Origin of the sequence: Mycobacterium europaeum, from assembly GCF_002102155.1 — a bacterium.
GTDB classification, from domain to species: Bacteria; Actinomycetota; Actinomycetes; order Mycobacteriales; family Mycobacteriaceae; genus Mycobacterium; species Mycobacterium europaeum.
On sequence record NZ_LQOU01000004.1, the window covers coordinates 36,131 to 52,986 of the forward strand.

At 64.5% G+C, this 16,856-nt stretch carries 17 protein-coding genes; 6 read left to right on the forward strand and 11 right to left on the reverse strand.

The features are described from left to right. The first annotated feature begins 146 nt into the window (after positions 1 to 146). Positions 147 to 545 carry an MmpS family transport accessory protein gene (locus AWC03_RS01660; protein WP_085238792.1) on the forward strand — a complete coding sequence of 133 codons (399 nt, stop codon included), beginning with the start codon at positions 147 to 149 and terminating at the stop codon, positions 543 to 545. Beyond that, positions 542 to 3,370: an MMPL/RND family transporter gene (locus tag AWC03_RS01665; protein ID WP_085238822.1), complete on the forward strand. Its 2,829-nt coding sequence runs from the start codon at positions 542 to 544 to the stop codon at positions 3,368 to 3,370. The genes AWC03_RS01660 and AWC03_RS01665 overlap by 4 nt, the downstream gene beginning before the upstream one ends. Before the next feature lie 39 nt (positions 3,371 to 3,409). Here AWC03_RS01665 and AWC03_RS28260 read toward each other — a convergent pair whose 3' ends face one another. After that, positions 3,410 to 4,780 (reverse strand): PPE family protein, encoded by a 1,371-nt coding sequence (locus tag AWC03_RS28260; protein WP_420845638.1) that lies wholly within the window; start codon positions 4,778 to 4,780, stop codon positions 3,410 to 3,412. Between the two features lie 285 nt (positions 4,781 to 5,065). On the opposite strand from AWC03_RS28260, the gene AWC03_RS01675 reads away from it, so the two are divergent. After that, positions 5,066 to 5,425, forward strand: a complete 360-nt coding sequence (locus tag AWC03_RS01675) for a hemophore-related protein (RefSeq protein WP_208859443.1) — start codon at positions 5,066 to 5,068, stop codon at positions 5,423 to 5,425. 47 nt (positions 5,426 to 5,472) lie between these two features. Here the strand turns inward: AWC03_RS01675 and AWC03_RS01680 are convergent, their stop codons facing one another. The 6 genes from AWC03_RS01680 to AWC03_RS01705 form a co-directional block, all read right to left on the reverse strand. After that, the gene (locus AWC03_RS01680; protein ID WP_085238793.1) at positions 5,473 to 6,210 is read right to left on the reverse strand and encodes an SDR family NAD(P)-dependent oxidoreductase; all 738 of its coding nucleotides are present in this window, start codon (positions 6,208 to 6,210) and stop codon (positions 5,473 to 5,475) included. A 14-nt stretch (positions 6,211 to 6,224) separates the two neighbouring features. Then, the gene (locus tag AWC03_RS01685; RefSeq protein ID WP_085238794.1) at positions 6,225 to 6,440 is read right to left on the reverse strand and encodes a hypothetical protein; all 216 of its coding nucleotides are present in this window, start codon (positions 6,438 to 6,440) and stop codon (positions 6,225 to 6,227) included. Positions 6,441 to 6,525: 85 nt separating this feature from the next. Beyond that, entirely contained in the window at positions 6,526 to 6,720 is a 195-nt protein-coding gene (locus AWC03_RS01690; protein WP_085238824.1) for a long chain fatty acid-CoA synthetase Faa4p, read from the reverse strand. Between the two features lie 223 nt (positions 6,721 to 6,943). After that, a complete protein-coding gene (locus tag AWC03_RS01695) occupies positions 6,944 to 8,158 on the reverse strand; it encodes an NAD(P)/FAD-dependent oxidoreductase (RefSeq protein ID WP_085238795.1) in 1,215 nt (404 codons plus the stop codon). 3 nt (positions 8,159 to 8,161) lie between these two features. Beyond that, positions 8,162 to 8,350: a ferredoxin gene (locus tag AWC03_RS01700; protein ID WP_085238796.1), complete on the reverse strand. Its 189-nt coding sequence runs from the start codon at positions 8,348 to 8,350 to the stop codon at positions 8,162 to 8,164. After that, a complete protein-coding gene (locus AWC03_RS01705; protein ID WP_085238797.1) occupies positions 8,347 to 9,276 on the reverse strand; it encodes a metal-dependent hydrolase in 930 nt (309 codons plus the stop codon). The genes AWC03_RS01700 and AWC03_RS01705 overlap by 4 nt, the downstream gene beginning before the upstream one ends. Positions 9,277 to 9,517: 241 nt before the next feature. On the opposite strand from AWC03_RS01705, the gene AWC03_RS01710 reads away from it, so the two are divergent. After that, positions 9,518 to 10,339, forward strand: a complete 822-nt coding sequence (locus AWC03_RS01710) for a DUF1906 domain-containing protein (protein ID WP_085238798.1) — start codon at positions 9,518 to 9,520, stop codon at positions 10,337 to 10,339. A gap of 695 nt (positions 10,340 to 11,034) precedes the next feature. Then, positions 11,035 to 11,376 carry a hypothetical protein gene (locus AWC03_RS28370; protein WP_476738881.1) on the forward strand — a complete coding sequence of 114 codons (342 nt, stop codon included), beginning with the start codon at positions 11,035 to 11,037 and terminating at the stop codon, positions 11,374 to 11,376. Positions 11,377 to 11,427: 51 nt separating this feature from the next. Here the strand turns inward: AWC03_RS28370 and AWC03_RS01720 are convergent, their stop codons facing one another. The 4 genes from AWC03_RS01720 to AWC03_RS27715 form a co-directional block, all read right to left on the reverse strand. Further along, complete coding sequence (locus tag AWC03_RS01720; protein WP_249025802.1) at positions 11,428 to 12,531, reverse strand: sensor histidine kinase; 1,104 nt, start codon at positions 12,529 to 12,531, stop codon at positions 11,428 to 11,430. Positions 12,532 to 14,069: 1,538 nt separating this feature from the next. After that, on the reverse strand, positions 14,070 to 15,578 hold the full coding sequence (locus tag AWC03_RS01725) for a wax ester/triacylglycerol synthase domain-containing protein (protein ID WP_085238800.1): 1,509 nt from the start codon (positions 15,576 to 15,578) through the stop codon (positions 14,070 to 14,072). Between the two features lie 119 nt (positions 15,579 to 15,697). Further along, complete coding sequence (locus AWC03_RS01730) at positions 15,698 to 15,940, reverse strand: hypothetical protein (RefSeq protein WP_141659282.1); 243 nt, start codon at positions 15,938 to 15,940, stop codon at positions 15,698 to 15,700. A 235-nt stretch (positions 15,941 to 16,175) separates the two neighbouring features. Then, positions 16,176 to 16,496, reverse strand: a complete 321-nt coding sequence (locus AWC03_RS27715; protein ID WP_338067389.1) for a DUF5994 family protein — start codon at positions 16,494 to 16,496, stop codon at positions 16,176 to 16,178. On the opposite strand from AWC03_RS27715, the gene AWC03_RS27205 reads away from it, so the two are divergent. Next, positions 16,495 to 16,641 carry a hypothetical protein gene (locus AWC03_RS27205; protein WP_158089940.1) on the forward strand — a complete coding sequence of 49 codons (147 nt, stop codon included), beginning with the start codon at positions 16,495 to 16,497 and terminating at the stop codon, positions 16,639 to 16,641. The genes AWC03_RS27715 and AWC03_RS27205 overlap by 2 nt on opposite strands. The last annotated feature ends 215 nt before the right edge of the window (positions 16,642 to 16,856 follow it).

Consider the following 16,856-nt stretch of genomic DNA (forward strand, 5'->3'; position numbering starts at 1 on the left):
ATATGTCAACCTTGTTGATATATGACGGGCTCCTGGCGGTCCTTCGGGGGGCGGAGCTGAGGCGGGAACGTTTGTAGGACTGGGTCGCGAAAGGTGAGGGAGTGAGCCGTCGTTCAGTCGGCAGGACTGCCTTGGAGCGGGGCTGGATGCCGTTGGTCACCGTTGTTGCGGTCGGGGTGGGCCTGCTGTGCATGTACAAGGTGCACCAGTTCTCCGAACCCGAGCCGGTCATCACCGTCAACGGCCCGCAGGCACCCGAGCAGTTCAATCTCAAACGGATCACCTACGAAGTGTTCGGCAACGCCGGCAAGGGGGGAAAGCTCGTCTACATCGACATCGACGGCCATCCGCACCAGGTCGATTTCACGAGTCTGCCGTGGTCCCACACGGAGACCACGACGCTCTCCGTGGCGTCCGGCAGCATCTCGGTGCATGTTCGTAGCGGTCAGGTGAGTTGCCGGATGCTGGTGGATGGCGTCGTCCGCGACGAGCAGTCGGACGACCATCCGGATGCCGACGTCGAGTGCCGGGTGAAGTCGGCATGACCGAGCATCGCCTCGACGAGCCCCGGGCCAAACGCCCGTTCATCCCCAGGATGGTGCGGGCTTTCGCCATACCGATCATCTTCTTCTGGGGCCTTCTCGCGGTCACCACGAACACGTTCATGCCGCAGGTGGAGCGGGTCGCAGAAGAGCTCGCCGGGCCGATGGTCCCGCACTACGCTCCCTCGCAGCGGGCGTTGCTGCACATCGGCGAGAAGTTCCACGAATCCAACTCGACCAACTTGACCATGGTGGTGTTCGAGGCGAACCGGCCGTTGGGAGACCAAGACCACCGGTACTACGACGACCTGATGCGCCGCCTACAACAAGACACCCAGCACGTGCAGTACGTGATGGACCTGTGGGGTAAGCCGTTCACCGCGGCGGGAGCGCAGAGCGTGGACGGCAAGTGCACGTATGTGCTCCTTCGTCTCGCCGGGGACATCGGCCAGATTCAAGCCAACCAGTCGGTGAACGCCGTCCGCGACATCATCAAGAACGACCCGCCCCCACCGGGTCTCAAGGTCTACGTCAGCGGCGCGGCTCCGCTGGCCTCGGACACGCTGGCCATCGCGAACGCGAGCCTGAACAACGTCACGATCGTCACGATCATCCTCATCGTCGTGATGCTCCTGCTGGTCTACCGCACCCCTTCCACCCTGCTGGTGCCCTTGCTCGGCGTGCTCATCGAGATGCTCGTGGCGAAGGGAATCATCTCCACGCTCGGGCACCTCGGATACATCGAGCTCTCGTCGTTCGCGGTGAACATCGTGATCGCCCTAACCCTGGGTGCGGGAACGGATTACGGCATCTTCCTGATGGGCCGCTATCACGAGGCCCGGCAGGCCGGGGAAAGCCGGGAGGACAGTTTCTACATCGCGTACAAGGGGGTCGCGCCGATCATCATCGGCTCCGGGCTGACGATCGCCGGCGCGTGTTACTGCTTGACGTTCGCGCGCCTGAACTACTTCCACACCATGGGGCCCGCCGTCGCGATCACCATGCTGTTCACCATCGCCGCGGCGATGACGCTGGGCCCGGCTGCGCTGACCGTCGGCAGCCTGTTCGGGATGTTCGACCCGAGGACCAGCGCCAAGGGATATCTGTATCGGCGCATCGGGGCGAGCGTCGTGCGGTGGCCGGTGCCGATCCTGGTGGCCAGTTCCGCCGTCGTCATGCTCGGGGCGGTCTTTGTACCGACTTACCGGCAGAACTACGACGACCGGCAGTACCAGCCGGCCAGTGCGCCCGCCAACCTGGGTTTCCAGGCGGCGGATCGGCACTTCCCCAAGAGCAAGCTCTTCTCCGAGATGATCATGGTCGAAACCGATCACGACATGCGCAACTCGGCCGACTTCATCTCGCTGGACCGGGTCGCCAAGGCCCTGATCCGCCTGCACGGCGTGGCGATGGTGCAAGGCATGACCAGACCCTTGGGCCGGGCGCTCGAGCACGCCAGCATCCCCTACTTGTTCACCACGCAGGGCAGCGGCAACGGGCAACAGCTGCCCTTCAGCAAGGAGCAGAACTCCAACACCGACGCGCAGGCCGACATCCAGGCGCACTCGGTCGCGGTGCTGCGGAAGGAGATCGGCTTTTTCCAGAAGGTGTCCGATGAGCTGCACCAGACGGTTCTCACCGTCGAAGACCTCCAACGGGTCAGCGACGACATCAGGGACGAGGTCTCCAACGTCGAGGATTTCTTCCGGCCGATCAAGAGCTACTTCTATTGGGAGAGGCACTGTTTCGACATCCCCATCTGCTGGACGTTCCGTTCGCTGTTCGAGGCGATCGATCAAGTCGACAAGTTGGCCGACGACATCGCGGACGCGAAGCTGTCCCTGGAAGAGGTGGACAAAGCCTTCCCGCAGATCATCGCCCAACTCAAGGCCACCGCCGACGACACCGAGGCGCTGCAGTCGAAGCTGGTGAACAGCTACGGATCCGCCGACCTGCAGACCATTCAGACCGCGCAGACCTTCGATGATCTGATCAACGTCGGCAACGACTTCGACAAGTCCCGCAGCGACGACTACTTCTACATCCCGCACGAGGGCTTCGACAACGACGACGTCAAGACGGGCATGAAGCTGATGATGTCGCCGGACGGCAAGGCGGCCCGCTTCATCGTCACCCACGAGGGCGACGCCATGGGCCCCGAAGGCGTGGAGCACGTCCAACAGTTTCCCGACGCGATCAAGACGATCCTCAAGGAGACTTCGTTGGCCGGCGCGCGCATCTACATCGGCGGTTCGGGCTCCAACGACAAGGACATCAAGGAGTACGCGATGTCCGACCTGATGATCGCCGCGATCGCCGCCTTCGTGCTGATCTTCTTGATCATGATGTTCATCACGCGAAGTCTGGTGGCGGCCTTGGTGATTCCCGGCACCGTGGCCTTCTCCTATGCCGGCGCCTTCGGGCTGTCCATCCTTTTTTGGCAGCACCTGGTCGGCCTGCACCTGCACTGGCTGGTCCTGCCGCTGACGTTCATCATCCTGGTGGCGGTGGGTTCGGACTACAACCTGTTGCTCATCAACAGGGTCAAGGAGGAGCTGCACGGCGGCATTCACACCGGGCTGATCCGGGCGCTCGGGAGCACGGGCGGTGTGGTGACGTCGGCCGGTTTGGTCTTCGCCTTCACCATGCTGGCGATGCTCACCAGCGATCTGCGCACCATCGGTCAGGTGGGTTCCACCGTGTGCATCGGCCTGCTGCTCGACACGCTGATCGTGCGGTCGTTCGTGGTGCCGTGCATCCTGCGACTCCTGGGGCCGTGGTTCTGGTGGCCGACCCTGGTGCGCGCCCGCCCGCTGCGGCAGAGCTAGACCCGTTATGCGTCCGCAGAATACGCATCGGCACCGCCACTAAATCAGCATCGCCGCCAACAGCTCTGGGAACAGCTCCGCGATCACTTCGGCGACCGCCGCAGCACTGACCGCAGCCGCGCCGGTGATCGCGGACTCCGCGATCGCGTACTCCGTTGAGCCGTAGCCGAAGACTTGAGCGAGGAGCGGGTTGTACGCCAGACCACTCGTGGTCGGCGTGAAGGTGAGAGTGACGGGGGTGGAGGTCAATGTGGTGACGGTGACAGAGGTGGAGGTCGGGACGGTGGTGGGGACGGTGACGGCCGGGGCGGTGATGGTGGTGAGCACCGTGCTCGTGGAGGTGGTGACCAGTGCGGCCGAGCCGACCCCGGCCGCGGGGGCGGCCGCCGCGCTGACAGATCCGGTGATGACGTTGATGGTTGCACCGGCCGAGCCGGCGGTGACCGAGGAGCCGGCCGTGAGGGAGATGGAGCCGCTGTTGCCGGTGCTGGCGACGACGACGGAGCCCTGGGTGACGGTGAAGGAGCTGTACCCGTAGCTGGCGGGGTTGAAGGTGACGCCGGCGCCGAAGGTAAGGGGGTTGAGGCCGTGAGCGGCGATCATGGCGCCGGCCGGGCCGGCGGTGAAGGTGTCCGTCGGGCCGACGGAGACGATGGTGCCGGCGGGAACGGTGACTGAGCCCTGGGTGACCGTGACGGTGGTGCCGTCGGAGACGGCAGTGACGGTTCCCCCGGGTTGGACGGTGACGGTCGAGCCAGGACCGTACGTGCTGACGCCGCTGGGATTGACGGTCGAGGTCAGTTGCGCCAGGGACTGAGTGTGAGCGCTGGTTGCGTTGCCGGCGGCCTGAGCCATGGCCTGGGCCTGGGCACCCTGACCGGACGGGTTGGTGGTCTGTGGCGCCTCTTTGAAGGGGACCAGCATGCTCGCGGACTTAGAAGCGCCCGCATAGCCGTACATCGCGGTGGCGTCCTGCGCCCACATCTCCGCATACTGGGCTTCGGTGGCCGCGATCGCGGGGCTGTTCTGTCCGAAGAAATTGGTTGCGACCAACGCCAACAGCTGCGCCCGGTTGGCCGCGATCACCGGCGGGGGCACCGTCATCGCGAACGCCGCCTCGTAGGCCGCCGCAGCCCCGTAGGCCTGGACGGCGGTTTGCCCGGCCTGAGCGGCAGCAGTCGATAGCCACTCCGCGTAAGGGGTAGCCGCGGCCGCCATCAGCATCGACGACGGACCCGACCATGCCTGGCCGCTCAGGCCCGAAACTTCCGACGAATAGCCGCTGGCGGTCGACTCCAACTCGGCGGCCAGCGTGTCCCAGGCGGCCGCCGCGGCCAGCAACGGCCCCGATCCCGGGCCGGTATACATCAGCCCGGAATTGACCTCGGGGGGCAGCGACGCATAATCCATGGCTTGACTCTCTTTTCGGAGTTAAGCGCGGTAGATCGACATGAGCAAAATACGTCGTCCGGGCGCGGTTTTTCGCGGCTCAGGTGAATGCCTCCTTACAGCAGCATTAAGCTTCCGAGTGGATCAGCCGGACACGAAATCCCCGCTGGCGCTCAGCTTTACGCGATTTCTTCGCGCAAAGTTCCATTCCTTCACCGCTCGTTCAGTCCGGGTGCACTGAACTTACCTATGGTGTGCGACACCGGTAACCGCTTGCCATTGAAACACCTGGCAGAGGAGCGTCCCATGCAGTTCTTCATCCGCGCCATGCCCAAGACGGTTGCCGGCGGGGTTGCCACCGTCGTCGTCTGCAGTGCAATGATTTTCAGTATCGCCGGCCTCGCGATGGCAGACCCGTCGGATCCGGAGCCCGCTCCCCCACCGAACTGCACGCAGGCCGATTTCTTCCAGGTTTCGGCCGGTGTTGCCGCGGCGACGTCGCGTTATCTCTTCGCCCATCCAGCGGCCAACGCCAAGTTCACCGGCGTGAGTGACGTGCGTGACCAACTGCAGCAGTACAAGAGCGCCAACCCCGAGGCCCAAGCGGACTTGGCGGGCATTCGTCAGCCGCTGACCGAATTCCTGAATCGGTGCCAACGGCAATAAGCGTTGTGCACCAGCGCAATCGGTCATCAGCGACGCACTGCGCCGGGCTAGCCTGCGCCCTTTCCGTTGTCGACGCGATAGACGGCGCCGTGCACCGCCGCCGCGGCGTCGCTGGCCAGGAAGGCGATCACGTTCGCCACGTCGAGGGGCTGCATCATGCCGCGCGGTGAGGCCGTGCGCATGATCAGGTCGTAGTTCGGGTTCTCCGGAGGGCTGAAGTGCTCGAGCTGCGGGGTCAGCATGCCGCCGGGACATATTGCGTTGACGCGCAAGCGATCCGCCGTGTACTCCACCGCCAGCGCGCGGGTCAGCCCGACCAGACCGTGCTTGGCCGCGCAGTAGCCGGCCGAGTACGCCTGGCCCTCGACGCCGGCGATGGAGCCGACGTTGACGATGTTGCCGCCCCGCTCCAGCAGGTGCGGCAATGCCGCGCGGGACAGGAAGAACGGCCCGTTCAAATTGACCGCGAGGTCGTGCGCCCAGTCCTCGTCGGTCATCGTCTCCGTCCGGCGCATCTGGTGTTGTCCGGCGACGTTGACCAAGACGTCCAGCCCGCCGAACTCGCGCACGCACTGCGCGACCGCGTCCCGGCAGGCCGGTGCGGAAGCGACGTCCACGGATGCGTAGGAACCGTTCTGCACGTCGGCGAAGACCTCGGCCAGCCGAGCCGTGTCCCGTCCGATGCCGAAAACCGTTGCGCCCTGGCGGGAGAACAATCTGGCCGTCTCAGCGCCGAGGCCCGACGACGCACCGGTCACCAACGCGACCTTGCCCTGCAATGACATTCCAGCCCCCGGGGTCAGTAGGAGCGCATCCGCGCGACGAGTCTCGGCCCCCACAGGGTCATCGCACGGCGCGCGGTGAACAACACGAGCAGGCTGATCGCCATCCGGCCGAGGGCGACCCGACTGGTTCGCCGCTTCCAGGTCCGCGGCGCCGATCCCGCGCGCCGGCCCAGGTAGTAGCCGAGGTAGGTTGCCACCGCGAGAGCCGCGATTCCCGCGAGCACCGTCATGATGATGAGCGTTTCGCGTCATCGTCGCGGTGGGGTCACGCGAAAGGCACACCTTGGCCACTACGTGCGGCCGACGAATGCGGCGCTAACCGATCTCGCTGACGACATAGACGGCGACATAACCGATGGGGATGCCCGTCCAGGTGGCGATGCACTTGCGTGCCGCCAGCTCGACGGCGCCGCGGCGACTGGTGCGGGTGACCCTGCCGATCTCCGGAATCCGGATCAGCCATCCGTCCGCGTCACGACTGACTTCGACATCAAAGCACTGGCCGACCATCGGGCACTTCACGCGCGGGGCGACCCGCGATGCGCGGGCGCTGCGCAGCGATTGACGGCGCAGCAGGCTGGGCTGAGTGGGCATGGCTGCTTTCGGAGAGTCGCAATCGAACCGCGGGCAAGAGTAATGCGCGGCGCGGCGAAAACCTAATCGGCAGCCGGGCCGGCCCGCAGTTGAGGCGCACTCGCTACCGAGTCGTTGCCGCGACTTAATGTTCAAGGGCCTAATCCGGTCGGCTCGGCGGGAACGCGGCGCGATTCTCGATGGCCTCCCGATAGGCATTCACCCGGCCCGGGACCGTCGCGAGCACCGCGACGGTGCGACCGCTACGCCCGTACGCGGCGACGAATTCCCAGGACTTCGCATCCCCTTCGATGACCTCGACGGCGTCGTAATCGGTTGGCAAACCCAGCATCTGCAGCTTGACGTCGTATTGATCGGACCAGAAGTACGGCAGCTCGGCGTGAGCCTCGGCGCGTTCCTGCCCCGCCAACAATGTTCGCGCCGCGGCCGCGCCCTGGCCGCCCGCGTCGTCCCAGTGCTCGGTACGCAGGTGCCGTTCGTACAGCGGGTGCCACCAGCGCGCGACGTCCCCGGCCGCAACGACCGGGACGTCCGCGGGGCTGCCCTCCGCAACACCTTTGGCGTCGCAGATCACGCCGTCGTCGATCCGCAGTCCAGAGCCGTCCAGCCAGTCGGTCGCGGGAGTGACCCCGAGGCCGACGATGACAAGGTCGGCCGGAATCTGCGAGCCATCGGTGAGTCGAACCCCCTCCACCTGAGAATCACCGACGAAGGCGTCGACGCCCACGCCGACCCGCAGGTCCACGCCGTGCCGGCGATGCAGTTCGGCCCATCGTGGTGCAAGCTCCTCGCCCAGCGCGGCCAGTAGCGGGCCGGCGGCCTTCTCGATCAGCACCACGTCCAAGCCGATCGAGCGGCAGCTCGCGGCGACCTCGGCGCCGATGAACCCGCCGCCGACGACGACGACGCGCGGTCGCGACGCCAGCCGGCCCCGGATGGCCAGGCAGTCCTGAACCGTCCGCAACGTCAGCACCCCGTCGGGGACGGGGCCGCCCGGCCATTCGCGCGGCATCGCGCCGCTGGCGATCACCAGTCCGTCGAAGGGCAGGGATAGGTCCTGGCCGTCGTTACGCACGTGGACGGCGCGCGAGGACAGGTCCAACTTGAGAGCGGATGCGCCGCGCAGAACGCGGGCGTCCATATCGAATTGCGGCGCCAAGTCGACGCCGGCCCGGTACACCTCGCCGGTAAGGAATTTCTTCGACAGCGGCGGGCGATGGTAAGGGGCCTGGCGCTCTGCGCCGACGATGGTCAGGGCGCCCGCATAGCCCTCTTGTCGCAGTGTCTCCGCCGCTCGCGTGCCTGCGATCCCGGCGCCGACGACGACAACGTTCTCCAGCTGGCGACTCGGCATCGCTCAGTCCTTCACCGTGATCGCCTGCGTCGGGCAGGACACCTCGGCGCCCAGCAACTGCTGGCGCAGCTCCTCCGGCGCCTCGGATTGCAGCACGTGCAGACCGTCTTCCCGGACGTCGAAGACCTCGTGACAGATGCTCATGCAAACGCCGTTGCCGTCGCACGTGTCCAGGTCCACCGAAACCTTCATCGCGCTCCCGCCCTTTCCGTTGACCTTTCCGCTTGGGCACGCGCCCGCTCGCGGGCGTCCTTCGCCACCGGCGAGTACTCGAGATAGTCGACGGCCATCTGGGTGGAACCTTCGTCGTTCGGGTGGTGGCTGGGCCGCAGATACCGGACCGGCGTCGTGACCATCAGCTTCCACGGGCCCGGCAACCGGTACTCGCGGGCGGCCGACAGCCAGTCCCGCCAACGCCACTTTTGGTCGATGGTCGGGTCTTGGGCCATCAGGTAGCGCGCCCCCGCGACCCACCAGGCGATGAACAGCGGCGTGGTGAAGAACATCGAGAACGCCCTGATCCAGTAGTTGCCGCTGACGTGCTGGAAGACGTCGTAGACCAGCGCGCGGTGCTCGACCTCCTCGGCCCCGTGCCAGCGCAGCAGATCGAGCATCATGGGGTCGGCCTTCGCGTAGTCCAGGCCCCGGTTCGTCAGCACCCACTGGCCCAACATGGCGGTGTAATGCTCCAGCGCGGCCACATCGGCCAGCCGGCGATACAGCCACCACCGCTTCATGGCCGGCGGAAACCACTTGGGCGGGTCGCCCAGCGTCATCGACAACAGCCTCCCGAGCCGATCGGTGTACGGCTTGGTGTCAATGCCCTGTTCGGCCAGGTGGTCCAGCACGATCTGGTGCGCCCAGGCGTGCCAGGACTCCTGCTGGATGAACGGCTTGATGGCCGCCTCCAACTCGGGGTCATCGACCAGCGACGACGCCTCGAGTACGGCCTTGATGAAGTGCCGCTCTCCTTCGGGCAGTAACAGGTGCAGGACGTTGATCATGTGGGTCGAGAACGGGTCGTCAGGCACCCAGTGCAGCGGCGTTTCCGACCAGTCGAACCGGACCATCCGGCGGTACTGGGGATGTCCCTCGTGGTGAAGTTGGACCTCGGGCATTGAAAGCTCCTCCCGCCGACAAGAACGCGGGCATCGATTTTCTGCGAACAATCGTTCACCGGGCCGCGTACCCACATGGGTCGCCTGTTATGCGTACCGGCGGTACGAGGTTTTGAGTTCAACGCCGCTCGCCGCCGGCGCTTCAGCCATTGACTCGACACGATGAACCGTAGAAACCGATTTGATATCGACTGCTACGCGCCACTTATGTTGACAAAAGTCACAAATTTAACATCACGCGATGCAGGATTTGTCGGAGAATGTGCGGCCGCCGCGCCCCATTCCCCGGCGGGACTTATTGCGGTACGCCATCGCCATGCCCGCACTACCAGGGTTGTATGCGGCATCGACCGGTGTCGCCATCCCGACGGCGACGGCCATCCCTACCGGGGCTGGCGCGACCCCCAAACTGATCGACTTCGCCATGCGCCAAATTCCAGCGGAGCGCATTCGAGCCGCGGGTTACTCCGGGGTCATCAATTACGTCTCGCTCTCGCGTCCCGGCTCGTCCATGGGCGCCAAGCCGATCACGCGGCCTTATGCCGAGCAGCTGACCGCTGCCGGGCTGATAATCGTCAGCAATTACCAATACGGCAAGCCGGGCGGGACGGCACCGTCGGACTTCAGGCGCGGTTTCGAGGGCGGCGTTGCCGATGCTCGCACCGCGTGGGAGCTGCATACCGCGGCGGGCGGCGGTCAGAGCGCCCCGATTTTCTTCAGCGTCGACGAGGACATCGACCGCGGCACCTGGAACAACCTGGCACTCAAGTGGTTTCGCGGAATCAATTCGGTGCTGGGAGTGCAGCGCACCGGCGTCTACGGCGGGATCGACGTGTGCCGATGGGCCGCCGCCGACGGCGTGATCGGCAATTCACGCACCCCCGGCCACCGGTGGGCCTGGCAAACCAAGGCGTGGTCCGGCGGCAAGGTCGACCCTGCCGCCGTGCTCTACCAACGCGTGGTGAGCACGGCGTCGAATCCGGGTCCGGTGGTCGGGGGACTCGAAGTCGACGTCAGCGACGTCCTTGCCGGCGATTGCGGCCAGTGGAACTTGCATCGGTGAGCCGGGTGCCGCCGCCGAATATCCGGTGGAGCTCAGGGTGCACCGAGCTGAAGGAGCTGGCCGAAGCCGGCGCCCAGCACTACCGAAGTGCCGCTCGACGGCTCAAAGATGCGCGAGCTCGCAGCTGGGTCGGACCAGGCTACCGAGGTCAACGAGTTTATCGCCAACCTCCGCCATCGATACCACCGTCGGCCTCGACTCCAACTGGAGTTCGATCGCGCGGGCGGCGGATGCGGAGCGGATGAAATCCAAGCTGTGATCCGTGGGCACCGCCGGCATGACTAGACATGATGGAAGCCCTTGCGTGATGTAGCCGCAGCAATTCCTGCATCTGCGGCTCAAACGCATCCATTTCGAACCCACGAGCCGGCCTTATCTCGCCGACTTGATTGTTGCTTCGCGTCGAACCCATCGACTGACATACCTCCCCCGCCCGTGACGGTCTCTCCCGCGCAGCGCCGAGGTCCATCGGCCCTTGAACGGGCGTTGTCCCGTGGTGTAGGGGTTAAGAAGGCGAGATTCGGACCTATGCACAGCACAGTTCCGATACGGCGAAGATCGAGCGTCGACAGCGCGTACAAGTCCGAGAACGGCTCGCGAGGAGGAGGGAGCGATTGATCGGCAAGGAGCATGCCGACACGCACGGTGGGCTCGATCGCCGGGCTGCCGAGCTCGATGAGCGCGAAAAGGCTCTCGTGCAGCGCGAGGCCGACCTACTAAGACGCGAGTGGCTCGTTGACGAGCGAGACCGGATCGCTGACGAGCGAGACCGGATCGCTGACGAGCGAGACCGGGTCGCTGACGAGCGAGACCGGGTCGCTGGCGACCGAGAGCAGAGTGCAGACACACGAGAGCGGATCGCTGATGAGCGAGAGGGCACGGCTGCGGAGCGCGAACGCGAGCGACTCCGCCGCGCGGCCGACCACGTGGACTCCTTGGCAGCCGGTGGCCGACGGGAACGCGCTGAGTACTTGCGCGAGCAAGCCGAAATCTCGCGTGAGATGGCCGCAACCAAACGACTTCCCGCCGAAGAGTGACTCTCCCCGGAGGAAGAGCATGGTCGAAATCGCGACCAGCATCCAGGCTGTCTAAAACGTGGCCACCGCTGTCGTATTGAGGTATGGGTCCTGCAGTGGTATGCGCCAGCAGACGTGGATGCCGCCGTCCGGTGGGCCAGTGATCGTGCAGTGACCGCCGAGGTCTTCGGCGCATTGGGCAATATTGGCCAGGCCAATTCGGCGCTGGTCGTCCGAGGGGATTCCGCGTCCGTCACCAGTGATCTCGATGAGTAGTTCGTCGGTGACAGTCACCTCGACGGTGATGTTTGCGGTCCCTGACTGTAACACCGCGTTGCTGAGCACTTCGACGACAACGACTTCGGCGTGCTCGGCCTGTTCATCGCTCACGACGGTCATCGGCCCAGCCATGCTCAGCGTGGTGACCTCGCCGTGGTCGTCACTGAGGTGCGCGACCGCGTCCTGGATGCGCTGGGCGAAACTGCGCCGCCTGGCCGGGGGATGTTGCAGTTTGAAGACGGAGCGGCGGATGTCGTCGATGACGGTGTCCAATTCGTCCACGGATTGGGTCACCCGCGCCGCCAGCTGTGGTGAACGCAGGCTTGCGGTGACGCCTTGCAGGTCCATGCCAATGACGAAGAGGCGCTGGATGACTTGGTCGTTCAGATCGTGGACGATGCGTTCCCGATCAGCCAGGACGGCCTGTTCACTGGCGTGTCGTCGCGCGGTAGCTAGGGTCAGGGCGATCGCGGCGTGGTCGGCGAAGGCGCAGACCAGGTCAAAATACTCGTCGTCGAAAGGTGGTGCACCGGCGTTACGGGCCACCATCATCACACCCAGTGCCTGTTGTCCGGATCTCAGCAACATCACGATTGCGGGTCGCTTACCGACGTCGGTGGACGCCTGGATTGGGTGGCGAAAGGTATCGGTGATCAGGGGTTCGCCAGACCGAAACACCTCACCGGCGGTGGAACCTTTGATCGGAACCTCTTGTCCGAGAAGCCCATTGGCGTGCAAGCCGATTGCTGCTGCGGACACGACCAGCTGGTCCACGTCACCGCTGGGTTGATCGGGGTCAGTCGGAACGAGCACGATCGCCTGCTCGGCATCGGTCAGCTCTGCGGCACGTTCGACAATCAGCTGCAGCGGCTGCAAACGAAGATCAGCGTCCGACAAGAGAGCGGCAGTAATTTCGCGGCTGGCGCTAGCACACCGAGCCGACGGGCGGACCCGGTGAAACAGAATGCCATGATCATTCTGATCCACTATATTGGCCTCCCGCCACACGATGCGTTACCGATAAGCGGTGGCCAGCCGTTACAGCGTGGTGATTAACGAACGCCACCAGCACTGCGGGCTCAGAAGGATAGTCACAGCTAGATCTGCGTGCCCCCAGACCATCGGAGCCCGATACTCCCATGCCCCGGTCGACACGGACATCCCAGACAATACACGTATTACGTGGGTGAAGGAACAATTCACCAGGTGGAAGATCAACTAGGCTGCTAATGAATTCCCGATGCAGTTGATTATCCGATTGTTTACTCGGAGGTCATCGGCGATCACAGCGGCCCTATTAGGGTGAGGCAACGCCTCAGCCGTGAGCTCAGACCCTTAGGCCGACAATGCTATTGGTTGACGCGGGAACACGGCGGTTAGAACTCGAACGCTGCGATGCTGTGGTTGCCCACGCAGCGCAGGCCACCTGGCGTCAGCTGGTAGCTGGCAATCCGATAGTGGTTCGTCGCCCGGAATAACGGGTACATTAGGGCGATCCGGTTAGGGCGGCGGCGACGACTTGGGTCCGCGCCGTGTGCTGCCATCGAGTCACAGTGACCGGATTGAACCTTGCACCTCATCGCACCCGGTGCCACAAACGAAAGGGTGGATGAGTAGTGCACGAGCACGCAATTAGTCGCATCACTACGCGGGAAGATCTCAATGAGTTGTTCCGACGCTGCGAAGAACAACGCGTGTGGTCACACGAGCTTTGCGTCCAAACCAAACGGTTGAGCCTACAAAGCAAAGCAGCCCGGGTGGACCGCGAAAACGACCGCCCTGGGGACTTGCGACCCGCCTAGACAGATGCCGGGCACCGTCGCAACGTCCGGCATCGGCGCAGCGGACGAATCAACACGTCCATTCGTGGCTGTTCGCGCGGCGGTACGGGCCACGCAGCCGTTCGCGCTCGATGGTGGTGTCGTGCCGGCGCGGCGCTGTTGTTGTCAACGAGCGAGTCAGGGTGCCGGGTGGCTGATCGCGTGCTGGCCACCGCAGCTGTCGGCATGGGCGGCTGTGACGGTGACAGTAGTCCGCGGACGGGGCGAGCTGGTGCCACTCGGGCAGTTCGGCGCTGCCGATCGGCCGACGTCGGTTTCCCTGGCCCTTTGAGTCGCAGGAAAACTGTGGAAGTCCGGGGAGTTTCGGATACTCGGTATCAGGTGGTCGCGCCGATCAATCCTTTCAGCCCGACAAGGCTTCTTTGGCCGCAGTCCCCCGGCCCACGTCACGCGCACAACCCTGCGAAGCGCGGAAGTTGGCGATATCCGAGCTGCGAGTCCAGCCGGGAGCCCGCAATCACGGCGAAAGGCCCTCCGAATTCTCATGCCCGAGCCAAACTTCCAGACGAGTTGCCATATTCTCTAATGTTGTACATCGCGCGGTCCATGCAGCACATCCGTCATACCGACAGCACGGGGACTTACTTGAGCCCGTCAATAGGGCTGGCCGCGTGAACGATTCGCGGGGTGTGACGTCATCTCTGTGACGACGGAACGGCCTTGCCCGCGAGGAGATTCCTGTGCGGCCGCCACCAGAATGCTGACAGAGTGCATGATCCCGGTCGCGATATCATCGATTGCAGGCACATTGTCCGGGCACGCACACACGCTCACATCCAGCTCGTCACCACGGGACGTCAGCGCGATGCTCAACCCACTTTCCTCGACTAGGGGCGCCACGCTATGCATGCCGACGACCTTGGCGCCGGCACAGTACGCCGGCACCGGCTCACCGGCGATGTGGGAGACACTGCCATGACAGATCGGCTTGAGCTGGCGCCGCAGGCCTGATCGAGTGTAGAGCCGCATGCCCACGCGAGCTACGGTCGGCGGGGTAAGCGAAGCCATTGTCTCCAAATCAATTGCGGGAGAGATACTTTTGCGACGGTGGCTTCGGATGGCGTTCAGTCTTTCGGTGGCGGTATGGAGGTTGGCGAGGACCTGCACAGGGTCATCGAGGTGTACCGGGATGCGAAGCCGCCCCATAGTCAACGCCCTGCCAACCCTAGGGGGATCCGTAGCTGGCAACTCGAACGGCATCCGCATCAGCAGCGGACCGCCGGGCACCTTGTCGTGCCGTTGCAGCCAGGCGCGCAATGACAGTGTGCAGGCAGCTAGAACAACATTGGTGATGCTGCCCCCGAATGCGTTGCTGACCGTCTCCACGTCTGCCAGCGAGATCGAGGCCAAGGCCACCGCACGCCGCTTGGTCAGCGGCGCATTGAACACTGTGTGCGGCACCGGCCCACTCGTCGACGACGCCACCGGGGCCCTTGGGGCGCCTCCGCGCGCGCGGAGCAGCCGACCGCTTACGGCTTGCAGCACACCAGATACCGTCTCGGCGAGCAGCCACATTCCGGCGACATGGTTTTCGACGATCTCGGTCATCACATCGGTGACGAGGTCGCCGACGGAGGGCGCCGAGCCTAAGCTCGGCTCGGTCGGCAGATTGTTGGCCGGGTCGGCATGCGGTCCGGTGGTCAGCAGCCGCGGCCACAAGGACGCCGCACCTGCGGCCCCGTCGTTCAGTGCAGTCGACATCTTCACCGCCAACGCCCACCGGCCGCCCGCCAGTCCGTCGATACTCCACGCTTCCCACAGCCGGCTACGCCAATCCTGTCGCCCGGTACTCAACTCCGCGATGAGATCGGCGAACTCCCGCCTACCGCCCGGAGCGCGAACCGTTGCGCAATGAATTTGCGGAGAAGGGTCATAGTCATCAATCTCGGCCCACACGGGCTGCCCCACACCCAGCGGCTTGGTCACCAGTCGGCTGCGAAATCGCGCCAGCTGCGGCAGCGACGCGGCCACCAGTTGGTGTAGCCGCTGGTGGCTGAGCTGATCGGACCCGCCGAGGATGACCAGCGCAACCGTGTGCGCCGGCACTTTCGAGCTCTGTGTGTGTAGCGACAGCGCATCGGCCCCCGACAATCGCACGACCATCAACGCACCCCTTCTTGCAACGAAACCTCTTGAGCCACAACCTCTACCAACACGGGCCAACGGTGATGCGAACAGAATCACTCCACCCAGCGGTGCCTTCTTCGTCGGTGACGAGTTGTTTACTTCACTTGCGCCAGTTGATTCAATTCGATGAGTTGGTTCTCGAGTTCGACCACGGCATGTGCGACGACGCTGGACGCCAAGGCGTCCCGCGCAGCCGCGGTAGTCGGGCCGGGGGTTGTCGAATTGTCAATGTCCGCGAGTCGCCGAAGCATGCGTCGCGAAACTGCTGCCTCGGCGGGGATGTCGTCGAAACCGAAGTCGCTGAAGGCTTTGAACACTGGATCGCCGCCACTTGTCATAGTCGCGTTGTCCCTAAGCCAGGGCGCGATGGAGGCGCGATGGCCGCAGAGCGAAGACGACCGGAAGACCTGCCCCAGGGTCGAGGATCGATCCCGACCATCGGCTGTTTCGCCCCGCATTGCGAATCCCAGCGCTCCCGCGCGGAGTCCCTCTTTGTGCGGCTTTCCCGGTCTTTCACGCTGATCATGAGCAGGCTATCGACGTTTGACGCGTCGCCCGGTGCTGCGGCTGCCATCACAATCCCGTGCGCTTGATCAGGGTCGCTGTGATATGGGACAACCAGCAAGACAAGCTTATTGCCTTTGGAAGCGCGCCCAGGCGGATCGACAGAACCGCGATCAGACCTGGCAGCTCCGTCATCAGGTCATCACTGCGCGGCCACCATGCACCATCCACATAACCGCTGGCATGCGCCGTGGGTTTCAACCGAAACCGCGGCGTATGGACGCCCCGGGTGGCGTCCCACCTCGAGCTGTCGCCAGCTTGCCCTCGCGTCATCGCGACGCTCCCGCCTTGACCGCGATACTGGCCAATTATTCGAATCGGCGACGACATGACCCAGAACGATCACAAACGGAATACCGTCGATGTGTTGTCACCCTACCCCAATCCGGGCTGGAACAAAGGGCCGCCAACATCAACCAACGCGCTGCCGGCCCTGTTCCTGCAGCATCAGGCCAACGGGACATGGATCGAGTAGTCCCTGCAGTTCGTGACTGGCCCGGCGAGGGGGGAATCAAGACCGAGGCTCCGCGCCAATTACCGGCTCGACGAAGAGCCGTGCTGCGTTTGTGCACACAGCGAAGATTCGACGGCGGCCGGCCTGGTGCTGACTGCTTAACACCACAGTTGCGCACCAACGGCCATCTAGCAACAGACTACGAACGCAACCTGCTCAAATCGGTCGCTGGCTCC